Origin of the sequence: Shinella sedimenti (genome assembly GCF_022601905.1) — a bacterium.
Lineage (GTDB): Bacteria > Pseudomonadota > Alphaproteobacteria > Rhizobiales > Rhizobiaceae > Shinella > Shinella sedimenti.
This window is the reverse complement of the sequence record NZ_JAKVIN010000001.1, coordinates 642,718-660,083: the sequence shown is the minus strand read 5'-3', so window position 1 is coordinate 660,083 and position 17,366 is coordinate 642,718. Positions and strand designations below refer to the sequence as shown.

The 17,366-nt window shown below is 62.9% G+C and carries 14 protein-coding genes; 5 read left to right on the top strand and 9 right to left on the bottom strand.

Annotated features, from left to right (window positions below):
• Positions 1-8: 8 nt before the first annotated feature.
• Together MKI86_RS03310 and MKI86_RS03305 are read right to left on the bottom strand one after the other, a co-directional pair.
• The gene (locus MKI86_RS03310) at positions 9-2,366 is read right to left on the bottom strand and encodes a PAS domain-containing sensor histidine kinase (RefSeq protein ID WP_241597167.1); all 2,358 of its coding nucleotides are present in this window, start codon (positions 2,364-2,366) and stop codon (positions 9-11) included.
• 143 nt (positions 2,367-2,509) lie between these two features.
• On the bottom strand, positions 2,510-3,223 hold the full coding sequence (locus MKI86_RS03305) for a helix-turn-helix transcriptional regulator (protein WP_241597158.1): 714 nt from the start codon (positions 3,221-3,223) through the stop codon (positions 2,510-2,512).
• A gap of 74 nt (positions 3,224-3,297) precedes the next feature.
• Between MKI86_RS03305 and MKI86_RS03300 the strand changes: the two genes are divergently transcribed.
• Positions 3,298-3,666 carry a VOC family protein gene (locus MKI86_RS03300; RefSeq protein WP_241597155.1) on the top strand — a complete coding sequence of 123 codons (369 nt, stop codon included), beginning with the start codon at positions 3,298-3,300 and terminating at the stop codon, positions 3,664-3,666.
• A gap of 9 nt (positions 3,667-3,675) precedes the next feature.
• Here the strand turns inward: MKI86_RS03300 and pepN are convergent, their stop codons facing one another.
• Positions 3,676-6,324 carry an aminopeptidase N gene (pepN, locus tag MKI86_RS03295; protein WP_241597152.1) on the bottom strand — a complete coding sequence of 883 codons (2,649 nt, stop codon included), beginning with the start codon at positions 6,322-6,324 and terminating at the stop codon, positions 3,676-3,678.
• A 346-nt stretch (positions 6,325-6,670) separates the two neighbouring features.
• On the opposite strand from pepN, the gene MKI86_RS03290 reads away from it, so the two are divergent.
• Positions 6,671-7,609, top strand: coding sequence for a DMT family transporter (locus tag MKI86_RS03290; RefSeq protein WP_241597149.1), 939 nt, complete (start codon positions 6,671-6,673; stop codon positions 7,607-7,609).
• Here the strand turns inward: MKI86_RS03290 and MKI86_RS03285 are convergent.
• The 6 genes from MKI86_RS03285 to MKI86_RS03260 all read right to left on the bottom strand — a co-directional run bounded on the left by MKI86_RS03285 (position 7,600) and on the right by MKI86_RS03260 (position 12,956).
• Entirely contained in the window at positions 7,600-8,886 is a 1,287-nt protein-coding gene (locus tag MKI86_RS03285) for an MFS transporter (RefSeq protein ID WP_241597146.1), read from the bottom strand. The two genes, MKI86_RS03290 and MKI86_RS03285, sit on opposite strands and share 10 nt — an antisense overlap.
• A gap of 358 nt (positions 8,887-9,244) precedes the next feature.
• Positions 9,245-9,388, bottom strand: a complete 144-nt coding sequence (locus MKI86_RS03280) for a hypothetical protein (protein ID WP_160870912.1) — start codon at positions 9,386-9,388, stop codon at positions 9,245-9,247.
• Between the two features lie 52 nt (positions 9,389-9,440).
• Positions 9,441-9,617, bottom strand: coding sequence for a hypothetical protein (locus MKI86_RS03275; protein ID WP_241597143.1), 177 nt, complete (start codon positions 9,615-9,617; stop codon positions 9,441-9,443).
• 212 nt (positions 9,618-9,829) lie between these two features.
• On the bottom strand, positions 9,830-10,690 hold the full coding sequence (locus MKI86_RS03270; protein WP_241597140.1) for a uracil-DNA glycosylase: 861 nt from the start codon (positions 10,688-10,690) through the stop codon (positions 9,830-9,832).
• Positions 10,691-10,734: 44 nt separating this feature from the next.
• Positions 10,735-12,027: an Hsp70 family protein gene (locus MKI86_RS03265; RefSeq protein ID WP_241597137.1), complete on the bottom strand. Its 1,293-nt coding sequence runs from the start codon at positions 12,025-12,027 to the stop codon at positions 10,735-10,737.
• 140 nt (positions 12,028-12,167) lie between these two features.
• Positions 12,168-12,956 carry an SDR family oxidoreductase gene (locus MKI86_RS03260; protein ID WP_241597134.1) on the bottom strand — a complete coding sequence of 263 codons (789 nt, stop codon included), beginning with the start codon at positions 12,954-12,956 and terminating at the stop codon, positions 12,168-12,170.
• A gap of 459 nt (positions 12,957-13,415) precedes the next feature.
• Here MKI86_RS03260 and MKI86_RS03255 point away from each other — a divergent pair, with 459 nt between their 5' ends.
• The 3 genes from MKI86_RS03255 to MKI86_RS03245 all read left to right on the top strand — a co-directional run bounded on the left by MKI86_RS03255 (position 13,416) and on the right by MKI86_RS03245 (position 17,318).
• Positions 13,416-15,080, top strand: a complete 1,665-nt coding sequence (locus tag MKI86_RS03255; RefSeq protein WP_241597132.1) for an electron transfer flavoprotein-ubiquinone oxidoreductase — start codon at positions 13,416-13,418, stop codon at positions 15,078-15,080.
• Positions 15,081-15,334: 254 nt separating this feature from the next.
• Positions 15,335-15,964 (top strand): L,D-transpeptidase, encoded by a 630-nt coding sequence (locus tag MKI86_RS03250; protein ID WP_241597130.1) that lies wholly within the window; start codon positions 15,335-15,337, stop codon positions 15,962-15,964.
• A gap of 355 nt (positions 15,965-16,319) precedes the next feature.
• A complete protein-coding gene (locus MKI86_RS03245) occupies positions 16,320-17,318 on the top strand; it encodes an ABC transporter substrate-binding protein (RefSeq protein ID WP_241597128.1) in 999 nt (332 codons plus the stop codon).
• Positions 17,319-17,366: the final 48 nt, after the last annotated feature.

The window sequence follows — 17,366 nt, the reverse complement described above, 5'->3', positions numbered from 1 at the left end:
GTCGCGCCCTAGGCCGCCGCCAGATGCAGCGCGGCGAGCCGTTCGCGGTCGGGAATGCGCACGGAGATGATCGTGCCCTTGCCTTCGTCGGAACGGATGCGCATGGCGCCGCCATGCAGGTGGGCGAGCGAACGCGAGATGGCGAGACCGAGCCCCGATCCCCCCTTGCTCTTGGCATACTGGCTCTGCACCTGCTCAAAGGGCTGGCCGATCTTCTGGAGGGCGGATTTCGGAATACCAATGCCGGTGTCGGCGATCGTCAGCGTAACGGCGCCATCCACGCGCCGCGCCCGAACTTCCACCTTGCCGCCCTCGTTGGTGAACTTCATTGCGTTCGACAGCAGGTTCAGCAGGATCTGCTTCATCGCGCGGCGGTCTGCCACGGTGACGAGGTTGCAAGGGCAGGCTTGCTCGACCGTGATGTTCTTCTTCTCGGCCTGCAACATGGTGAGGCGCAAGGTTTCCTCGATCAGTGGCGCGAGGTCGACCGCCTCGCAGCTGATGCGCATGTGCCCCGCCTCGATCTTCGACATGTCGAGAATGTCGCTGATGACGTTGAGCAGGTGCTTTCCGCTCTCGTGGATGTCACGGGAATATTCGCGGTACTTGTCCGAGCCGATCGGGCCGAACATCTGGTTCTGCAGGATCTCGGAGAAGCCGAGGATGGCGTTGAGCGGCGTGCGCAGCTCATGCGACATGTTGGCGAGGAATTCCGACTTGGCGCGGTTCGCCGCCTCGGCTCGCTCCTTCTCTGCCTGGTAGTTGGCATTGGCGAGCGAAAGCTCGGTCTTCTGCCGCTCCAGCTTGGCACGCGAGGCCGAAAGGTCGCCGATGGTCGCCATCAGGCGGCGTTCGGATTCGCGCAGGCGCACCTGGTGGCGCTTCATCATCGTGATGTCGGTGCCGACGGAGACACGTCCGCCGTCGCGCGTGCGACGCTCGTTGATCTGCAGCCAGCGTTCGTCGGCGAGCTGCACTTCGGTGGTCTGGGAAACGCCAGTGCCGTCAGCATCAGCAATGCGTCGCTCGATGACAGGCCGGGCAGCAGCGGCATTCACCACGGCGCGGTCGGTGCCGGGCACCAGCACCTCGTCCGGCAGGCCATAGGCCTGCTGGTAATGCGCGTTGCACATCACGAGCCGGTCGTTCTTGTCCCATAGCACGAAGGCTTCCGACGTGCATTCGATGGCGTCGGCAAGCCGCTCGTCGGCTTCCTGATAGCGCTGGGCGAGGCGGTGCTGTTCCGTCACGTCCATGGCGATGCCGATCATGTGCATCCGGCCGGAGGACATGCGTATGAGCTGGGCGCGCGCCCGCATCCAGACATAGTGTCCGTCGGCATGGCGCATGCGGAAGACCTGGTCCACCTGCTTGGCCTCACCGCGGGCAACCGCACGCGCCACCTGGTAGATGCCGTCGTCATCTGGATGCATCAGCCGCGCGGCGTCACCGAAGGACAGCACGCTGTCGCGGGCCGGCATGCCGAGCATCTCGTACATCGAACTCGACCAGAACAGCCGGCGGTTCGCCAGGTCGAAGTCCCACAGGCCGCAGCGGCCGCGTGCCAGCGCCGTTTCCACGCGCAGATTGGACTCCGCGAAGATGGCATCGGCGTCGCGGGCGCGCTTAGCCTGGATGTAGTAGGCATAGAGAATGACGAGCAGGATCGCCGAAATCCCGGTGAAGAGTGTCACGTTCAGCGCGATCTCGTCGCGCCAGAAGAGCGCTGTCTGGCCCAGCGGATTGGCGACCACGATGAAGCCGCCCTTGCGCGGCATCTCGACGAGCGAGGCGTAATAGTCGTCGCCGCCGATACGGGTGCGGAAGACCGTCGCCGGATCACCGAAATACTGGATGGCGGCAAGTTCTGGCGAGAAGCGCGCGAGCGACTGGCCGACATAGCGAGAGGCGGCCAGCGAGCTGCCGAAGACGCGGCCGTTTTCTGCAACGAAAAGCACAATGCCGCCCGGCTGCATGCGATCCTGCGGCAGGTTGACGGACAGCGTAGCCTCCACCGCCATGCGGTCGGCTTCGGCGAGGCTTTGCGCCATCGTGCCGGAGAAGGCCGCGCCGACAGCCAGCGCCGTCAGCGAGGTCGTGTCACGCACACTCGTGTCCATCCGGTCGTGTTCGACCAGAATGCCGACGACCCGCGATATCGCCACGACAAGCAGGAATGCAATGATCAGGATCGGTATCGACCGCTTCAGCACGGGCTCCGCCCGTGACAGATGCCGTGCGGTCGGCCCCGCGAAAATTTTCGCTGGCCCTGTCGCCTCGGATTTCCAGGCCGCCATTCCCGGAAACTTGAGACGAGTCCACCCGCCGGCTGCGCGTCCTCGTTGCGCGTCCGCCATAGTCTTCAAACCTTGTAACCCTCTCGTGATTCGGCGCGCCGCTCGCCCGAATCTGCCCTAATGAATCAATTGTGATTCGGCTTGTCCATAGAAAAAGGTAAAACTTTTTTAACCATTTTTGACGGGTGCGATTTGGTAGACCAAACCGGCACTTAAGCGCAGCTCTGGCCGTCTTCGGGCCGCCGTGGCCTGCTGTCCTGCTCGTGCCACTCCTTCAGCAACAGGGCGCGCCGGCGCGGATAGCGTGTTTCCATGAGCGCGATTTCGCGCATCCGGTCTGTGCGGAAATGCCGGAAATCGTCCCGCGTCTCGCACCACGCGACGAGCATGCGCGTTTCTTCAAAATAGCCGAGCGCAACCGGCCAGACGACGCGTTCCGTAAAGGTGCCGGCACCGTCCGCATAGGCAAGACGCAGCTTTCGCTCGCGGCGGATGGCGCTGCGCAGCAGCACGAGATCCACCACTTCCGCATCGACGACCCGGCGCGGCCCGACCAGCAGCGCCGTGTTTTCCAGTTCATCGCGCAGTTCCGCCGGCAGTACGGCCGAAATCTTGGCGAGCGCATCCGATGCCGCCTTGGTCACGGGCATGTCTGCGAACTTCTGCACCCAGCGAAAACCGAGCATCAGCGCTTCCAGCTCGCTTTGCGAAAACATCAGGGGCGGCAGCATGAAGCCGGGGCGCAGCACATAGCCTACGCCCGGCTCGCCCTCGATGTCGGCGCCCTGTGTCTGCAGCGTGGCGATGTCACGGTAGAGCGTGCGGATGCTGACGCCGAGTTCATGGGCGAGCGTCGCGCCGCTCACCGGATGCCGATGGCGCCTGAGAAGCTGGAGGAGGGCGAGCAGTCTTTCCGAACGGGCCATGGAACGATACTGCCATTTTCTGGCAGTGGTGTCGCCTAGTATCCCTTCGTCAACACAGCGAAAGGACGCTTCCCATGCCCTCTCCCAACCTCCTGATCCTCTATGTCGAAGATCCTGCCCGTAGCGGCGGCTTCTATGAAAAAATTCTGGAACAGGCGCCGGCCTTCCAGTCGCCCGGATATGTCGGCTTCGCGTTCGAAAGCGGGCTCAGCCTCGGTCTCTGGTCGACCAGTTCGCCGGAATTCGTCTCCGCGGGCACGGGGCATCGCTCGGAAATCGCCATCGCCATCGACGGCGACGACAAGATCGACGCATTGCATGACACGTGGAAGGCGGCGGGCGTTGCCATCGAGCAGCCGCCGTTTACAGCTGTCTTCGGACGCACCTTCGTGGCTCTCGATCCCGACGGGCACCGCATCCGCGTTTGCCCGCCGGATAAATAAGCAAAGGTTTCAACCCTTCAGCATGCGCTCCACGATGTCGGAGACGTCGGAGGAGAGCTTCTCGCCCGCAGCGATGGTGCGCAACGCGTTGCGGGCGTGATCGGAACGGACCTCCTCCAGCGCGCGCCAGGAGCGCATGGAGGTGAGGATGCGCGCGGCCAGCTGCGGGTTCTTCGGGTCGATCTCGAGGATCTGCTCGGCGAGGAAACGGTAGCCCGCGCCATCCGCCCGGTTGAAGCCGGTCGGGTTCGAGAAGGCGAAGGTGCCGACGAGGGCGCGAACGCGGTTCGGGTTCGACTTGGCGAAATGCGGGCTCGTCATCAGCGCCTGAACGCGCGCAAGTGCTCCATCGCCCGGAATGGTCGACTGGATGGCGAACCATTTGTCGATGACGAGCGCATTGTCGGCAAAGCGGGCGCGGAAGGATTCAAGCGCCTCCGCCGTTTCCGGCGCTGCCGGGAAGCGGTGTGCCAGCACCGTCAGGGCTGTGCTGCGGTCGGTCATGTTGTCGGCGCTTGCAAAGGCCTCGGCCGCGCGCGCCGGTGTGCCGTCGCTGACGGCGAGATAGGAGAGGGCGGCATTGCGCAATGCCCGGTGGCCTGCACTTGCCGCATCCGGCGTGAAGGTGCCCTGTGTGCGGTGACGTTCGAACAACGTCGCAAAGACCGCCGCACCACGGTTGGCGACGAAAGCCAGTACGGCTTCGCGGCCAGTTCGGATGGCATCGGGGTCGTTGTTGCTGCCCAGTTCCCGGGCGATATCGGATTCCGACGGCAGCGCCAACGCCTGCGCGCGGAAGGCGGGCTCCAGATTTTCGTCGCCGGCGATGGCGATCAGCGTGTCGGCGAGCACGGCACTCGTCTCGACCGTCTCTCCGGCGCGTGCCCTGCGGGCCGCCTCGACGAGGCTTGGCAGGGCCAGGTCGTTCAGCGCCTGCCAGCGCGAGAAGAGATCGCTGTCATGGCGCGCGATATGGGCGAGATCGGCCGGAGCCTGCTCGAAATGCAGGTTGACGGGCGCGGAGAAGCTGCGGTTGAGCACCAGGACCGGGCGTGACGGAATGCCGGAGAACGTCACCGTCTGGCGGCGCTCCTTCAGATGCAATACATCACCCGTGATGTCGGCACCGCTCACAGCTGCGGCTTTTGCCTCCGAACCGTCCCCCAGCAGCAGGCCGAAGCGCAGCGGAATGTGCATCGGTTCCTTGACGCTCTGGCCGGGCGTCGGCGGTATCATCTGCTCAAGCGAAAGCGTGAAATCGCCCTTCGCCTGATCGTAGGCGCACGAAACGCTGACGAGCGGCGTGCCGGCCTGATGATACCAGAGCGAAAACTGTGTGAGATCGACGCCATTGGCATCCTCGAAGCACTTTACGAAGTCCTCGATGGTGGCGGCATCGCCGTCATGGCGCTCGAAATAGAGATCCATGCCCTTCTTGAAACCGTCAGGTCCGACGATGGTCGCGATCATGCGCGTCACCTCGGAGCCCTTCTCATAGACAGTCGTCGTGTAGAAGTTGTTGATTTCGCGGTATTTCGTCGGCCGTACCGGATGGGCGAGGGGGCCGGCATCCTCCGGGAACTGCTCCGATTTCAGATGGCGCACTTCCGCGATGCGCTTGACCGGGCGCGAGCGCTGGTCGGCGGAGAATTCATGGTCGCGGTAGACCGTGAGGCCTTCCTTCAGGCACAGCTGGAACCAGTCACGGCAGGTGACGCGATTACCGGTCCAGTTGTGGAAATATTCGTGGGCGATGATCGCCTCGATATTCGCATAGTCCTGGTCGGTCGCCGTTTCCGGGTCGGCCAGCACATATTTGTCGTTGAAAACGTTGAGCCCCTTGTTCTCCATGGCACCCATGTTGAAGTCGGAGACGGCGACGATCATGAAGATGTCGAGGTCGTATTCGCGGCCGAACACCTCTTCATCCCATTTCATGGAGCGTTTCAACGCGTCCATCGCATAGGCCGCACGCGCTTCCTTGCCGTGCTCGACATAGATCTTCAGCGTGACCTCGCGCCCGGACATCGTGGTGAACGTGTCCTCCACGACGCCGAGGTCGCCGGCAACGAGCGCGAAGAGATAGGACGGCTTCGGGTGCGGATCGAACCAGGCGGCGAAATGCTTGCCCTCGCCATAGCCGGCGCCGCCGAGGAAGTTGCCGTTGGAGAGCAGCAGCGGGCAACTCGCCTTGTCGGCGATGATATTGACCGTGTAGACCGCAAGAACATCCGGCCGGTCGGGGAAATAGGTGATGCGGCGAAAACCCTCGGCCTCGCACTGCGTGCAATAGACGCCGTTCGAGCGATAGAGGCCCATCAACTGGGTGTTGGCCTCCGGGTTGATCATCGTGGTGATGGTGATTTCGAAGGGCTCGCTTGCCGGCAGGTCGCGGATGGTCAGGCTGTCCGGCGTGGCGTCATAGCGTGCCGCGTCGATCTCCATTTGGTCGAAGAGCAGGCCGGTCATGACGAGCTCGTCGCCGTCGAGAACCAACGGGGCGGCCACATCGGCGCCCTCGCGGCGGTGGAAAATCAGGCGTGCCTCGACCTTGGTTTCCGTGGGGTCCAGTTCGAAAGTCAGGTCGACGCGCTCGAGAACGAAGTCAGTCTGGCGATAGTCCGCCAGATGAATGATCTGGCCGTTCTCAGTCCGCATGGATATGTCCTGTTTCTATCGCTCCGGCCTGTCCCGTTCGTGCATGACGCGACATCCCGCCGGGCGCATTGCCCCCAAATTCCACCGATTGATATGCTTATTCGCTTAACATCTCATTTCCACGCGCCCGCCGTTCACAACTTTGTGCTGACTTGAGACAGGTTGGCATGCAGGCTGCACCAGCAAGCACGGCGCATCGCTCAGGCTGCGCGCATATTTTTCCGCAACATATCATCATATTTGATGCCCACGGGCCGGTTTGTCCCGCTAGAGTGGCCGCGTCCGGATCGATTCCCGATGCGCCAAACATCTGACGCTGCGACCTGCCGGTCGCGCAGAGCTTTTCATGGATATGCCGCACCACGACCCCATGAGGGGTATTTTCCTCAAGATCGCTTCCGTTGTGATCTTCCTGTGCATGTCCACGCTGATCAAGGCGGCGGGCAAGGATATGGCGGCCGGGCAAATCACCTTCCTGCGTTCGGCCTTCGCCATGGTGCCGATCGTCGTGTTCCTGGCGTTCAAGGGGCAACTCGTCGATGCTTTCCGCACCCGTGACGTCATGGGCCACCTGAAGCGCGGTTTCGTTGGCATTCTTGCCATGGGATTCGGCTTCTACGGCCTCGTCCACCTTCCGCTGCCGGAGGCGATTGCCATCGGCTATGCCATGCCGCTCATCGCCGTTGTCATCGCGGCGGTTTTCCTCAAGGAAAAAGTCGGCATCTATCGCTGGTCGGCGGTGCTCGTCGGGCTGACGGGCGTCTTCATCATCACATGGCCACGGCTGACCCTGTTCCGCGAGGGCGGCGTGGGCTCGGTGGAAGCGATGGGCGCGCTCGCGGTGCTGCTTTCCGCCACGCTGGGCGCTGTGGCGATGGTGCTGGTCCGCAAGCTCGTCAAGACGGAGCGCACGCATACGATCGTGCTCTACTTTTCGCTCTCGGCCTCCGTCTTTTCGCTGGCGACGCTTCCCTTCGGCTGGAATGCTCTCGGCTGGGAGGCGCTCGGCCTTCTGGCAATGGCCGGTTTTTGTGGTGGAGTGGCGCAGCTCCTGCTGACGGCAAGCTATCGCTATGCCGACGTCTCCACCATCGCGCCCTTCGAGTACACCTCGATCGTTCTCGGGCTGGCGGTCGGCTATTTCCTGTTCGATGACATCCCGACGTCAGCGATGCTGATCGGCACGGCCATCGTGGTGAGCGCCGGCATCTTCATCATCCTGCGCGAACACCGTCTGGGTCTGCAGCGGCGCGCGGCGCGCAAGCACGTCACGCCTCAGGGCTGACGCCACTCCGGCGTCGTGGTGTCTTCCATCGGCTCCTCCGTCGGCGCGTCGGGCTGCAAGGCGGCAGCGGCGGCGTCGGCGCCAAGCGGCTGTACCGCCATAGCCTGGAAGTCCGTCTTGGCAACAAGGCCATCATTCTCCTCGCGGCGGCTGATGCGCCAGGCGGCATAGGCGCTGTAGAGGGCAAAATAGCAGGCCAGCACGACAAAGAGGGAGCCGGGGCCGAACCGGTCCATGATCGGCCCCACCATGATCGGAGCCGAAATCGTGCCGACGCCGTAGACGATCATCATGCCTGAGGAAACCTCGACATATTCGTCCGGCTGGGCAAGGTCATTTGCATGGGCGACATTCAGCGCGTAGATCGGGAAGATCACCGCACCGACGCAGGCTGCCACCGCGTAGAGCAGCACCGGCGGCCCGCCGGAAACAGCGGCCATGACGGCGCAGGAGAGCGCACCGAACGCTCCGCAGGCGACCATGACGCGCCGTCGGTCCATCCGGTCGGATGCGCGTCCGATGGGAATTTGTGACAGGGCGCTGCCGATGAGCACCGAGGCGAGTAGCGTCGCACCCTCGGCGGTGGAAAGTCCCGTGCGCTGCGTGAACACGCCGCCGAGATTGAGCCACGCGCCAGAAAGCGCACCGGCGAGAAAGGCGCCGATGACAGCGACTGGCGAGCGCCGATAGAGTGTCGGCACGTTGAAACGTGCCTGCGTCGGCGGGGCCGGCAGCGGTGAGGAGGTCAGCGCGGTCGGCAGCAGCGCCACGGAAAAGATGATGCCGCAAAGAATGAACAGCGAGGTATTGGTGGGATCGCCGAGCGGCACGAGATACTGTCCGCCGATCGTTCCGACCATAGTGGTGATGAGATAGACGGAGAAGATCGAGCCGCGGTTGTCGTTCGTGACGCGCTCGTTGAGCCAGCTTTCGATGATAAGATAGCTGCCGGCGATGGCGAAGCCCGATACGGCGCGAAACAGCATCCACGCTCGCCAGTCCACCACCAGCGCGCAGAGCAGGATGCCGATGGCGAGAAGCGTGATGAGCGCCACGAAGACGCGCACATGGCCGACGAGCAGCACGAACTTCGGCGTGACGATGCATGAAAGCGTGAAGCCGACCGTGTAGCCGGTAGCGATCATGGCGATGGTCTGCGTCGACCAGCCCTCTGCAACCGCGCGCACCGGCACGACATAGCTTTGCAGGCCGAAGGCCACCATCATCAGGAGGGTGGACAGCATCAGGCTCAGAATGGAGACAAGGCTTGCCAGCATGGGGGCTCCGCGAAAGGCATCCAGTTTCAGAATGTCGCTCTATTGCGCCGGCCATGCTCTGTCCATGGCGACAATCGCTGGCGTAACCAGGAAGATTTTCCGGAGTGCGGAGGGTTTCGCGGAGGAGCAATGTTGTGAAGGAAGTGCCGGATGCATGCCCGGCATACCGAAAGGAGGTTAGACGCTTGAGAATCCGGGTTTCGGTTATTGTCAGACTGTTCGGTTGGCGCCTGACTCTGACAGTAAGCCGATAACAGAACGGAGATCGGGCTTCGGCCTGGTCTCTACCGGAAGGAAAGGCGTCTCACCTCCTCACGGCAGAGATCATATCACGGCTTTTGGCCATGGACAAAGCCGGTCAGTTCGGCAGGAAGGCCTTCAGCGGATCATGCCGCTGGGCAGCGTCGCGCGGCAGCGATGCCAGGACCGAATATTCGCGCGCGGCATTCACGGCCGCACGGATATCGGCGATGTCGGAGACCAGTCGGCGAAATTTCAGCATGGCTTGCTCCTGTGTGCATCTGCCGGGCGCGCTCTCGCGCACCTGATCCGCATCAGCGTGTGACGAACTCGGCGAAGAGCTGGGCAGGACGGTTGATGCGGGAAAAGCCGATGGCCGTAAGCTGCTCGTTAGCCGGCGCGCAGATGCCGCCGAAGCCACGGCCGGTGCGAAGACCGGAATGGCGGAGCGTCTCAAAGCTCGAGTGGATGGGCCGAAAACGGGCGGTCATGGGTTCAGTTCCTTAAATCCTGTCCCTCCCATGTCTGTATATTGCGCCGCAACATGGATTTTGCAATGCGACATTCCGCCCGGCAGATATGTGCAATTCGCATGGCTGGCGAAACATTTTGTTCATGCTTGAGGCAGAATCGCGGCACCGCGATTGATCCTCATTCAGCGTATACCGTTAAGTAATTGAAAAATATGGCATGCATGAAATGCCTAGGCTTGCAGCCCTGCACGAAAAGCGAGCAGGTCCAGCCAGGCCAGCCGCTTGCTGATCGGCGCGGTGACCAGATCCTGCGGATGCAATGTCGCAAAAGCGGGGATGGTGCTGCCCGAAACTTCGATTTCACGCCATTCGCCACGGAGTTGATGGATCGTATCGTTCGACCGGAACAGGAAACGGGCAGCGAAATTGCCGAGAACGAGCAAGTGATTCGGCTCGGCCAGCTCGATCTGGCGTTCGATGAACGGCCGGCAGATATCGGCTTCGCGCTGCGATGGCGGGCGGTTGCCCGGCGGCCGCCACGGCACGATATTGGTCAACAGGATCTCGGCACGCGTCAATCCGATACCGGCGAGCATGCGGTCCAGCATCGCGCCCTGCCGGCCGGAGAAGGGTTGGCCGTCGCGGTCGTCTTCGGCATTCGGCATGGCGCCGATCACCATGACGGCGGGCTTGGCATTGCCCTCGGCAAAGACGAGGCAGCGCGCGCTGGTCTTCAGGTTGCAGCCGTTGAAGGCTTCCATCGCCGTGCGCAGTTCCTCCAGCGAGCGGGCGCTGCTGGCGGCAAACTCCGCTTCCGCGACCGCCTGGCCGTCCGGGATCGCGACATTCGGCATGGGGGCCGGCGCGGCGGGGCGGGGCTGCTCCTGCCGTTGCGGCGCCTGCCTTGTAGGCCGCTGCGGCTCCGGTGCGGCCTCTTGCCGGGCCGGCATGCCGCGTGCCGCGCGCATCGCCTCGAATTCGGCTATGCGGTCGACAGCCTCTTCCTCCAGCAGCCAGTCGACGCCCGCATCCGCATAGAAATGCAGAAGCGCGCGAAGCTGCTCGGGATGAAGGTCGCTGGCGGTGTTCATGGCCGCACCTTAGCGAAGCGGCGGCGCGGAGGAAAGCACCGCCCTCATGCTACCCACGTTGCGATGTCGTCGCTTTCGCCGATCAGGGCGAGACCGTGGGCGATAGACAGAAGCTCGCCGCCGCTTTCGATCTTGTCGCCGTCGAAGCGGCGCGTGAAGATCCCGCGCACCGCAGGCACGAAGGATGTGCCGCCGGTGAGAAACACCTTGTCGACGGCCGAAGCCGGCGTTTCGGTCTTCTCCAGCACTTCGTCGAGCGCACCCTCGATGCGGGCAAGGTCCGGTGCAATCCATTGTTCGAAATCGGCGCGCATCACCGTCTTGCGCCCCGCGGCTCCGAGCGGCGGGAAGTGGAATGCCGCTTCCTCGTCTGCCGATAGCGCCATCTTCGTGGCAGAAATCGCCTGATAGAGCGGGTAGCCCTCGTCATGGTCCACGAGATCGATGAAGAGTTCCAGCTTTTCAGGCTCCAGTGCCGAGCGCACCAGCGACTTGAGGTCAGAGAATTCGCGCGTCGTTTTGAAGATCGACAGCTGGTTCCACCGCGAGAAGTTGGCATAGTAGCCCGAGGGCACTTCCAGCACCTTGTCGAAACTCTTGAAGTGCGAGCCCTTGCCGATTTCCGGTGCCACGAGATGCTCGATCATGCGGGAATCGAAATGGTCGCCCGCGACGCCGACGCCGGAGTGGCCGATCGGCGTTGCCGTCAGCCGTCCTGCCTGCCGCTCGAAGCGGATGAGCGAATAGTCCGTGGTGCCGCCGCCGAAATCCGCGACGAGAACGGTGGCATCGTTTTTCAGCGTCTGCGCGAAATAGTAGGCGGCCGCGACGGGCTCATAGACATAGTGGATTTCCGGAAAGCCGAGCTTCGTCAGCGCCGCGTTGTAGCGCTCGATTGCGAGGTCCGGGTTGGGGCTTGCACCGGCGAACTGTACCGGTCGGCCGGCGATCACGCGCGATACGTCCGCAGGCCATCCGTCGCCGGCGTAGGTCTTCAGACGGCGCAGGAAGATTTCCATCAGGTCGTCGAAGCTGTGGCGGCGCGCGTGGACGAGCGTACCCTGGAAGAGCGCGCTTGCCGCAAACGTCTTGATCGACTGGAGAAAACGACAGTCGCCGGGATTGTCGATGAACTGGCGGATCGCCGCCTGGCCGGCCTCGACCTTCAAAGCCTGCGCTCCAACCACCGGATCCTTCATGAAGGAAAGCGCCGTGCGCATTGTGTCGGTAACGCCGGCGCTGCTTTCGAAGCGCATGGATTGTGTGTCGTTGTCGCCGGTGGCCAGCGCCATGACGGTATTGGTCGTGCCGAAATCGAGGCCGAGTGCCCGTGCCATTGCCGTGCCCCTGTCATTGCAAAAATGGATTGAACCGGGGCAGTTGGCCCCGTGCGAGGAGGCGCGTGAGGTGCGCCCTGATTTTGGAGAGCGCGCCAGATGGCACAGGCCGCGGCCGATGGCAAGGGGAGGGCGGCGGCTCAGAGCGAGCTTGCCGCTCCGCCGTCGCAGCGCACCAGGCTGCCGGTGACATAGCTTGCCGGCGCGCTGCACAGGAAGGCAGCGGTGGCGGCGAACTCCGCCACGGTGCCGTAGCGCCGGGCCGGGATGGCGGCTTCCGAGGCGGCGCGCACCTCTTCCACGCTCTTGCCGCTGCGCTCGGCGGCCGCGGCATCGAGGCTTGTCAGGCGGTCGGTCATGATGGAGCCGGGCAGCAGCAGGTTGCTGGTGATGCCGTATTGCGCAACCTCGCCCGAAAGCGTCTTCGACCACCCGGCCAGCGCCGCCCGCAGCGTGTTGGAAAGCGCGAGCCCCGGGATCGGCTCGATCACGCCGGAGGAGGCGACGGTCAGGATGCGGCCCCAGCGCTGCTCCTTCATGCCGGGAAGCAGCCGGTTCGTCAGCGTGATGATGCCCAACACCATGGACTGGAAATAGGTGGTGAGCTTTTCCACGCTCATGTCTTCGGTCGAACCCGGCGTCGGGCCGCCCGAATTGTTGACGAGGATGTCGACGCCGCCGAGCTTCTCCGCAACGGCATTCGCCACCGTCTCGACGAAACCGTCGTCCGAAAGATCGGCCTGCACCCAGTCCGCGCGGCCTGGGCCTTCGGTGTTTATGGCCTCGCAGTTCGCCTTCAAGGTTTCCGCACTGCGGCCGCACAGCAGCACATGCGCGCCCTCGCGGGCAAGCGCAACGGCGATGCCTTTGCCGAGGCCGCGGGAAGAGGCGAGAACGAGGGCGCGTTTGCCGGCGATGCCGAGATCCATGGTATTGTCCTTTTATTGAGCGCCCGCTCGGCGCGATCGGCCTGTTTTGTTGTGATTTGACGGATTTTCGCGGTGAGGGTGGCTCTGATACCGCAGGCGCGCCGTAAGCCGGTGTCTCGACCTTTGCCTCCGATATGGTGGAGCATGCCGCCGAAATCGTTCAAGTCTCGTACGGACATTCGGATAATCTCGTACATGGAAAGGTCCCGGGCGAACGGCTTGGCTGCGCATGCCTAGTCCCGCGGCATGCCAGAATCAAGTACAGGCCGGCTTGGATCCGTCACAGCGGTTGACGTTTACGTTAAAGTCAATAAAAATTCGACCGGTGTCATCACCTCATGCGCAAATGCGGGGACGCTCTGTCGCAGAACGGCTCGACAAGATTTCTGGTATTTGTCATGAGAGGGTCCACCAGAGGGTATTTCCGCGGCTTTCGAGGGTTGCGGCGAGGAGAGAAAAATGAGCGAAGAAATGGAACTCCCCGAACGCGAAAGCATGGAATTCGACGTTGTGATCGTCGGTGCGGGTCCTGCCGGCCTTTCGGCGGCGATCCGGCTGAAGCAGGTCAATCCTGATCTCACCGTCGTCGTGCTGGAAAAGGGCTCGGAGGTCGGCGCGCACATTCTTTCCGGCGCCGTGGTCGATCCCATCGGCATCGATCGCCTGCTGCCGGACTGGCGAGAGGATGCCGATCATCCCTTCAAGACCGAGGTCACGGACGATCGTTTCCTGTTCCTCGGCCCGGCCGGCTCGGTGCGCCTGCCCAACGCCTTCATGCCGCCCTTGATGAACAACCACGGCAACTACATCGTCTCGCTCGGCAATGTCTGTCGCTGGCTGGCGACCAAGGCGGAAGGGCTCGGCGTCGAGATCTATCCCGGCTTTGCCGCCACCGAAGTGCTCTACAATGACGAAGGCGCCGTCATCGGTGTGGCCACCGGCGACATGGGCATCGAGCGCAATGGCGAGCCCGGCCCGAACTACACGCGCGGCATGGCGCTGCTCGGCAAGTATACGCTGATCTCCGAGGGCGTGCGTGGTTCGCTCGCCAAGCAGCTGATCGCGACGTTCGACCTCCAGAAGGGTCGCGAGCCGCAGAAGTTTGGCATCGGCCTCAAGGAACTCTGGCAGGTCAAGCCGGAGAACCACAGGCCCGGCCTCGTGCAGCACTCCTTTGGTTGGCCGCTTGGCATGAAGACCGGCGGCGGTTCGTTCCTCTATCACCTCGAAGACAACATGGTCGCCGTCGGCTTCGTGGTACATCTCAACTACAAGAACCCCTATCTTTATCCCTTCGAGGAGTTCCAGCGCTTCAAGACGCATCCGGCGATCCGCGGCACCTTCGAGGGCGGCAAGCGGCTGTCCTACGGCGCGCGTGCGATCACCGAGGGCGGCTACCAGTCGGTGCCGAAACTGTCCTTCCCGGGCGGTGCGCTGATCGGCTGCTCGGCCGGCTTCGTCAACGTGCCCCGCATCAAGGGCAGCCACAATGCGGTGCTGTCGGGCATGCTGGCAGCCGAGAAGCTGGCGGATGCGATTGCGGCCGGTCGTGCCAATGACGAGCCGATCGAGATCGAGCAGGGCTGGCGCGACAGCGCCATCGGCTCGGACCTCAGGAAGGTGCGCAACGTCAAGCCGCTCTGGTCGAAGTTCGGCACGGCGATCGGCGTGGCACTGGGTGGTCTCGATATGTGGACGAACACGCTTCTCGGCTTCTCGTTCTTCGGTACGCTGAAGCACGGTAAGACCGATGCGGCCTCGCTGGAACCGGCGGCGAAGCATCAGCGGATCGATTATCCGAAGCCGGATGGCGTGCTGACCTTCGACCGCCTGTCCTCGGTGTTCCTGTCGAACACCAACCACGAGGAAGACCAGCCGGTCCATCTGCAGGTCAGGAATCCCGAGCTGCAGAAGACATCCGAACTCGACGTCTATGCCGGCCCGTCGACGCGCTACTGTCCGGCAGGCGTCTACGAGTGGGTCGAGAAGGATGGCCAGGACGTCTACGTCATCAACGCGCAGAACTGCGTGCACTGCAAGACCTGCGACATCAAGGACCCCAACCAGAACATCAACTGGGTGCCGCCGCAAGGGGGCGAAGGGCCGGTCTATCCGAACATGTAATGTTCGCGGAGACGGCCGCACGGACCCCCGCAGGCAAGAGCGCGGCGAAGGGCCGGTTATCCGAACATCTAAATCCCGCAGCGATTACCGAGACCGAAAGGCCGCCCTCCAGGTGGCCTTTTTCGTTCGATCTCGCCTTTTTCCGGCCACGCTGGTTAATCCGTCTTGCAACCGCAACTGGCCGTTTAACCTTCGATTAACCATAACTGCATAGTTTTCGCCCCGACGGATCATATATTCAGGGGGCTTTAACCATGTCGATTTCCCGCCGCGGATTCCTGCTAGGCGCATCCGCGCTGCTCGCAGGCTGCGCTACCAACGGCAACAGCGACCGCGCCAATTACGGCGACCGTCTGGATGAGCGTCATCCGTTCAAGGCGATGCCGCTCGACAAGATCAAGCCGGAGCTGCGGCGTCAGGAAGTCGCGTATGCCACGACCCATGCCCCCGGCACCGTCGTGGTGGATACGCCGGCCCGGCGGCTCTACTACGTGCTCGGCGGCGGCAGGGCGGTGCGCTATGGCATCGGCGTCGGCCGGCAGGGCTACTCGCTGGCCGGCAGCGCCTATATCGGCCGCAAGGCGGAATGGCCGAGCTGGACGCCGACCCCGAACATGATCCGCCGCGATCCCCAGAAGAACCTGAAATATGCCGGCGGCGTTCCCGGCGGCCTGAACAACCCGCTCGGTGCGCGCGCGATCTATCTCTACCAGAACGGCAACGACACGATGTTCCGAATCCATGGCACGAACCAGCCTTGGTCGATCGGCCAGGCCATGTCGAGCGGTTGCGTGCGCATGCTCAATCACGATGTGATCGACCTCTATGAGCGTGTGAAGACCGGTGGCCGCGTGCACGTTATCCAAGGTCGCCGGGAGGCCTGAGTTTCCAGCGCACACAGCATCGTCGCAAAAGGTCAAAAGGCCGGCGAAAGCCGGTCTTTTCCTTTTTAAGGTTGAAAAAGCTGTTCGTTATCATAGGATTGCGAGCATCCCCGCGGGGCCCGGTCTGCTCTCGGTGGTATTAATAATTTGATACCACATGACGCATCGGGTTTAGTGGCAGACGCATTCATACCGGCATTCGATGCAGTAGCTGCAAAAGTCGAGAATGCGGTAATCGCGGATCAGGCGCTGCATCTGTGCCTGTCCGAATACGATCCGCGGAGGATAACGGGCTCGGCGGCGGTGCAGCGGGTCCGATGGGGCACAACGACACCGCCATAAAAAGGGAACCATCATGAAACATCTTCTCGCTTCCACCTGCCTCGTCGTCGGTCTCATGGCCATGACGGGTGCGGCGCGCGCCGAATGCGGCAACGTGACCATTGCCAGCATGAACTGGCAGAGCGCCGAGGTTCTCGCCGCGCTCGACAAGTTCATCCTGAGCGAAGGCTATGGCTGCAATGCCGAGGTTATCGTCGGCGATACGGTTCCGACCATCACCTCCATGACCGAGAAGGGCGATCCTGACCTCGCGCCGGAAGGCTGGGTCGACCTGCTGCCTGACGTCGTCAACCGCGGCATCGAGGAAGGCAAGCTAGTCGGTGCGGCTGTCGCGCTCTCCGACGGTGCCGTTCAGGGTTGGTGGATCCCGAAATACATCGCCGACGCGCATCCCGACATCAAGACCATCGATGACGTGTTCAAGCACCCGGAACTGTTCCCCGATCCGGAAGACAAGAGCAAGGGTGCCGTGCACAATGGCCCGCAGGGCTGGGGCGGCACGGTCGTAACGAGCCAGCTCTATAAGGCTTACGGCGGCGAGGCGGCCAACTTCACGCTGGTCGACACGGGTTCTGCGGCCGGCCTGGATGGCTCCATCGCCAAGGCCTACGAGCGCAAGGAAGGCTGGGTCGGCTACTACTGGGCGCCCACCGCGCTGCTCGGCAAGTACGACATGGTGAAGCTCGAGCACGGCGTTGCCTATGACGAAGCCGAGTGGAAGCGTTGCAACACCGTAGCCGATTGCCCGGATCCGAAGAAGAACGACTGGCCGAAGGACAAGGTACAGACGCTCGTCACCAAGAAGTTCTCCGAACGCGCTGGCGAAGACGTCATGGGCTACCTCAACAAGCGTGCGTGGACCAACGACACCGTCAACAAGCTGATGGCCTGGATGACCGATAACCAGGCGAGCGGCGACGACGGCGCCAAGCATTTCCTCGAGGAAAACGAGGCGATGTGGAAGGAATGGGTCTCGCCGGAAGCTGCCGAAAAGATCAAGGCAGCACTCTGATCGCCTGACACGATGCGGCGGCGCGCAATGCGTGCCGCCGCTCACGTT

Bases quoted from the DNA above. Each gene is read 5' to 3' on its own strand.
- MKI86_RS03305 (WP_241597158.1), bottom strand. From the start codon at position 3,223: ATGGCCCGTTCGGAAAGACTGCTCGCCCTCCTCCAGCTTCTCAGGCGC.
- MKI86_RS03300 (WP_241597155.1), top strand. From the start codon at position 3,298: ATGCCCTCTCCCAACCTCCTGATCCTCTATGTCGAAGATCCTGCCCGT.
- pepN (WP_241597152.1), bottom strand. From the start codon at position 6,324: ATGCGGACTGAGAACGGCCAGATCATTCATCTGGCGGACTATCGCCAG.
- MKI86_RS03290 (WP_241597149.1), top strand. From the start codon at position 6,671: ATGGATATGCCGCACCACGACCCCATGAGGGGTATTTTCCTCAAGATC.
- MKI86_RS03285 (WP_241597146.1), bottom strand. From the start codon at position 8,886: ATGCTGGCAAGCCTTGTCTCCATTCTGAGCCTGATGCTGTCCACCCTC.
- MKI86_RS03280 (WP_160870912.1), bottom strand. From the start codon at position 9,388: ATGCTGAAATTTCGCCGACTGGTCTCCGACATCGCCGATATCCGTGCG.
- MKI86_RS03275 (WP_241597143.1), bottom strand. From the start codon at position 9,617: ATGACCGCCCGTTTTCGGCCCATCCACTCGAGCTTTGAGACGCTCCGC.
- MKI86_RS03270 (WP_241597140.1), bottom strand. From the start codon at position 10,690: ATGAACACCGCCAGCGACCTTCATCCCGAGCAGCTTCGCGCGCTTCTG.
- MKI86_RS03265 (WP_241597137.1), bottom strand. From the start codon at position 12,027: ATGGCACGGGCACTCGGCCTCGATTTCGGCACGACCAATACCGTCATG.
- MKI86_RS03260 (WP_241597134.1), bottom strand. From the start codon at position 12,956: ATGGATCTCGGCATCGCCGGCAAACGCGCCCTCGTTCTCGCCTCTTCC.
- MKI86_RS03255 (WP_241597132.1), top strand. From the start codon at position 13,416: ATGAGCGAAGAAATGGAACTCCCCGAACGCGAAAGCATGGAATTCGAC.
- MKI86_RS03250 (WP_241597130.1), top strand. From the start codon at position 15,335: ATGTCGATTTCCCGCCGCGGATTCCTGCTAGGCGCATCCGCGCTGCTC.
- MKI86_RS03245 (WP_241597128.1), top strand. From the start codon at position 16,320: ATGAAACATCTTCTCGCTTCCACCTGCCTCGTCGTCGGTCTCATGGCC.